Consider the following 4,326-nt stretch of genomic DNA (forward strand, 5'->3'; position numbering starts at 1 on the left):
AAGGAGGTAAAGTAGGCATCTGCGCGGCAATGCGAAAATTACTCCAATTAGCTTATGGTGTCTTAAAATCTGGAATACCCTTCGATGAAAATATAGCTCTTGCATCATGATGAGCAAGACGGTATCTGATGTGTAGATACCTATGCATCAGCGGGGAGGCCTTTGGCCGGCAAGGCGGCAAAAAAAAGCCATCCCGTGGGGATGGCTTGCACAACGCACGGGCGACAGCCCGTCTGGGATGACGGCGGCGTTATTTCTGCTGCGCGCCCGCGTCCGGGGACTGTCCCGCATCGGCGTCGCCGGCGGCCGGTGCGGCCGTGGCCGGTTTGATATCCAGCAGTTCCACATCGAACACCAGCGTCGAGTTGGCCGGGATCCCGGGAACGCCGGTTTTGCCGTAAGCCTGCTCCGGCGGAATGACCAGCTGAATTTTCCCGCCTTTCTGAATGTGTTTCAACCCTTCGGTCCAGCCGGGGATGACGCCATCCAGGCGGAAGGACAGCGGCTCGCCGCGCTTGTAGGAATTATCGAATTCTGTCCCGTCGACCAGGGTACCTTTATAGTTCACCACCACGGTATCGCTATCGGTCGGCGCCTTGCCGGTACCGGCTTTATCCACTTTATACAGGACGCCATTGGCGGTTTTCTTCACGCCCTTTTCCTTGGCGTAGTCGGCGCGGTATTTGTCGCCCTTGGCGGCGTTGTCCTTGGCTTCCTGCTCCATTTTAGTTTGGGCGGCCTGCTTCACGCGCGCTTCAAAGCTTTGCAGCGTGGCTTCAATTTCCTGATCGGACAGCTTGCTGTTGTTGGCGAAAGCGTCCTGCACGCCAGTGATCAGCTGATCTTTATTCAGTTTGATACCGAGCTTTTCCTGCTCTTTCAACGAATTATCCATATAACGCCCCAGAGAGGCGCCCAGGGCATAAGCGGCCTGATCTTCGCTGCTTTTGAATTTGTCCGAGGTGGCGCTGGCGGGTGCCGCATCGGCGGCCAGGGCGTTGCTTGCGTTCAGGGCAAATGCCATAGTAGAGGCCAGCAGCGATACTTTAATCAATGATTTCATAAATCTCCATTTTCCTGGGTAAGCGGTCCCGGGGTCGATAGCAAAGTCAGGCAAATACTATAGCTGTGAGCATAAACACAACACAATCGCTATGCCGGTTGATTAACGCTTTCTGGAACATTTTTTACAACAAGAAGTTTCCTGATAATGCATTTTCATTGCGATCCGGTTTGATATCGCCGCCTAATGATGACCTTTATGCGGGCGATCCGCGCAAAGCAAGGTAGAATCTACCGGGATTGCCCGCGCGAGGCAACCGCAGAATGGGAACGGTGCGACGCCGGATTCGTTGGTCTTGATCGGTAACGAGAGGGGAATAGGATGGAACTATCGCAGCTGGAGCAACGTCTGGAGGTGTTAGAGGGACGGGTTGCTTTCCAGGAAGTCACGATTGAGGAACTGAATCAGACGGTGGTGGCCCACCAGCGCGATATCAGCCGACTGCAGGAGCAATTGCGCCTGCTGTCGGACAAACTGCGCGCGCAGAATACCTCGATTATCGCCTCACCAAGCGAGGAAACGCCACCGCCCCACTATTGAGCGGGTGACGCCCGGGCGGGGCCCGCTCAGGGTCCCGCGCCGTTCGCGCTTAGTGGCAGCCACAGCCGCCGCAACCGCCGCCTTTGTGCTCATGGTCATGGCCATGACCACCACAGCAACCCTCACCGTGGTCATGATCGTGATCATGGCCGTGCACGCCATGAACATGCCCGTGAGCCAGCTCTTCTTCGGTGGCTTCGCGAACAGCGATCACTTCTACGTGGAAGTTCAAGTTTTGGCCGGCCAGCATAGCATTGCCGTCAACCACGACGTGATCGCCATCGATTTCGGTGATTTCCACCGGTACCTGCCCCTGATCTGTTTCAGCCAGGAAACGCATGCCCACTTCCAGTTCATCGACGCCCATGAAGACGTCTTTGGGGACGCGCTGCACCAGATTTTCATCATAAGGGCCGTAAGCATCATTGGCTTCAATGCTGATATCGAAGCTGTCGCCCGCACTGTGCTCATCCAGCGCTTTTTCCAGCCCGGAGATTAGCGAGCCATGACCATGCAGGTACTCCAACGGTGCGCTCACCGGGGATTCATCGACTAATACACCGTCTTCGGTTCTCAACTGGTAGGCCAGACTGACCACCCGATCTTTTGCTACTTTCATGCTCTCTCCCACCATTGGAAACTTATTTGGCGCTGATTCTAACCAAAAACCGCACGTATGTATGCTTTCGCCGTAAAAAAGCGGCCAATAACATTACTCCGGATGGAAAATACCAATAATGTTTTCTTTATCCGGTCTTTTCGCGCTAATCATGTCGTCGTCCTGCCGCTGGGTATAGCCACATTTGACGCAGGCCACCCGATCACTCTTGTCCTCACGCCATACCGCCAGCGTGTCGGCGCTGTGGCAGACCGGACAGGTGGCACCGGCGATGAAGCGTTTACGCTTTGCCGTCATAGGGTCGTTCTCCCTGTTGATCATCTTCGCCCCAGCCATCGAGCAGCCTCCGCTCCTGTTGCATCTCGCGCTGGAAAATGTCTTCCAGTTCGCGCCGCGCCTCCTTTACCCGCGAAACTTGCCCCCCTCCTCCTGGGGCATCAATTCACGTAGCATGCGCATGTCCAGCCGGCGGAAATGCTGCTGCGCCCGGTAGGCCTGATGTGGGTGCATACCCAACGACTGCAGCACCTTTCGTCCCAGCTCCAGAGCGCTGGCGAAGGTTTCCCGCGAAAATCGCGATACGCCGGCCTGCAGTAGCTCATGCGCTTCGACGCGCCCGCGCCAGGATCTGCAACTGCGGGAAATGCTGCTGGCACAGGCGGACGATAGCCATATTGTCTTCGGGCGTGTTGGCCGCGACAACGATCGTGCGGGCCTTTTCCGCCCCCGCCGCCCGCAACAACTCCAGTTCGGTGGCATCGCCGTAATAGACTTTGTAGCCGTAGCCGCGCATCAAGCTGACCACGCTGATGTCGCGCTCAAGCACCGTAATACGGGTTTTATTTGCCATCAACAGGCGGCCTATCACTTGCCCAAATCGGCCGAAGCCGACAATGATCACCTGCGGGTCGTCGTCGTTGACAAACGGTTTTTCATCGTTTTCATCTACTGCATTATAGCGCTGGACCAGAATACGATCGATCACTTGCATCAATAATGGCGTGGTGATCATCGACAAGGTGACGATCACCAGCAATAGGGATAATTGATCGCCGGTGAGGATTTTTTGCGCCGAGGCCGCCGAGAACAGAACGAAGGCGAACTCCCCGCCCTGGCTCAGTACGCCGGCGAATTGCAGCCGCACCGACCGTTTCAGCCCCGACAGGCGCGCCAGGATATACAACACCGTTCCCTTGATGGCCACCAGGATGGCGACCCCAGCCAGCACCGTCAGGACGTGCACATACAGAATGCCCAGATTTAGCGCCATGCCGACCGAGATAAAAAACAGGCCCAGCAGCAGCCCCTTGAACGGCTCAATGGCAATTTCGAGTTCATGGCGGTACTCGCTTTCGGCCAGCAGCACGCCGGCGATAAAGGTGCCAAGAGCCATCGACAGGCCCAACAAATCCATAAACAGCGCGGCACCCAGCACCAGCAGCAGACTGGCGGCGGTGAACACCTCGCGCACGTTCGCCGAGGCGATATAGCGAAACAGCGGACGCAGCAGGAAGCGCCCACCGACCAGCATGCCAAAAAACGCCGCCAGTTTGATGCTGATTTTCATCCAATCGCCGTGCCCGCCGGCGCCGCCGGAGAGAAACGGGATCAAAGAGAGTGCCGGTATCACCGCCATATCCTGAAACAGTAACACCGAGAAACCCAGTTGGCCGCCCTCATTGCGGTTCATGCCTTTGTCGCGCATCAACTGCAGCGCAATGGCGGTAGAGGACATGGCGAGGCCAATGCCGCCGATAAGCGCCGCCTGCCAGCGCATACCGGTAACGGTAAGCGCGGCACCCAGCAGCACCGCGGTGATGGCCACCTGCGCGGCGCCGACGCCGAATATCGAGTGCCGCAGGTGCCAGAGCTTGGCGGGGTTCAGCTCCAGGCCGATGATGAACATCAAGAACACCACCCCCAGCTCCGAGAAATGCAGTATCTCATCGACATCGCGAATAAAGCCCAGGCCCCAGGGGCATAGGTATCTACACATTTATCGTGATACCTGTTATTACTTTGCAGAATGATTTCAACCTATCTGTTGGCGGGATTGACTCTCGCCTTACCCGCCGATATCAGACGCTGGTTAAACAGCATATGA

4 protein-coding genes and 2 pseudogenes are annotated in these 4,326 nt (G+C 56.7%); 2 read left to right on the plus strand and 4 right to left on the minus strand.

The genetic code is table 11. From position 1 onward, the window contains the following. Window positions 1-110: pseudogene (locus CINSTRO3249_RS16790) on the plus strand (IS110 family transposase); the annotation flags it as partial. A gap of 140 nt (window positions 111-250) precedes the next feature. Here the strand turns inward: CINSTRO3249_RS16790 and fkpA are convergent. Continuing rightward, complete coding sequence (fkpA, locus tag CINSTRO3249_RS13295; protein WP_074013618.1) at window positions 251-1,063, minus strand: FKBP-type peptidyl-prolyl cis-trans isomerase; 813 nt, start codon at window positions 1,061-1,063, stop codon at window positions 251-253. 321 nt (window positions 1,064-1,384) lie between these two features. On the opposite strand from fkpA, the gene CINSTRO3249_RS13300 reads away from it, so the two are divergent. Further along, a complete protein-coding gene (locus CINSTRO3249_RS13300) occupies window positions 1,385-1,603 on the plus strand; it encodes a protein SlyX (RefSeq protein ID WP_074013619.1) in 219 nt (72 codons plus the stop codon). A gap of 49 nt (window positions 1,604-1,652) precedes the next feature. Here CINSTRO3249_RS13300 and slyD read toward each other — a convergent pair whose 3' ends face one another. The 3 genes and pseudogenes from slyD to kefB all read right to left on the minus strand — a co-directional run. Beyond that, the gene (gene slyD / locus CINSTRO3249_RS13305) at window positions 1,653-2,222 is read right to left on the minus strand and encodes a peptidylprolyl isomerase (RefSeq protein ID WP_074013620.1); all 570 of its coding nucleotides are present in this window, start codon (window positions 2,220-2,222) and stop codon (window positions 1,653-1,655) included. A 93-nt stretch (window positions 2,223-2,315) separates the two neighbouring features. Continuing rightward, window positions 2,316-2,519, minus strand: a complete 204-nt coding sequence (locus CINSTRO3249_RS13310; RefSeq protein WP_074013621.1) for a YheV family putative zinc ribbon protein — start codon at window positions 2,517-2,519, stop codon at window positions 2,316-2,318. Beyond that, window positions 2,503-4,200, minus strand: a pseudogene (gene kefB / locus CINSTRO3249_RS13315) (glutathione-regulated potassium-efflux system protein KefB); the annotation flags it as partial. The gene CINSTRO3249_RS13310 and the pseudogene kefB, both read right to left, overlap by 17 nt. Window positions 4,201-4,326: the final 126 nt, after the last annotated feature.

The sequence above is a fragment of the Candidatus Sodalis sp. SoCistrobi genome (assembly GCF_900143145.1).
Classification (GTDB): Bacteria; Pseudomonadota; Gammaproteobacteria; order Enterobacterales; family Enterobacteriaceae; genus SoCistrobi.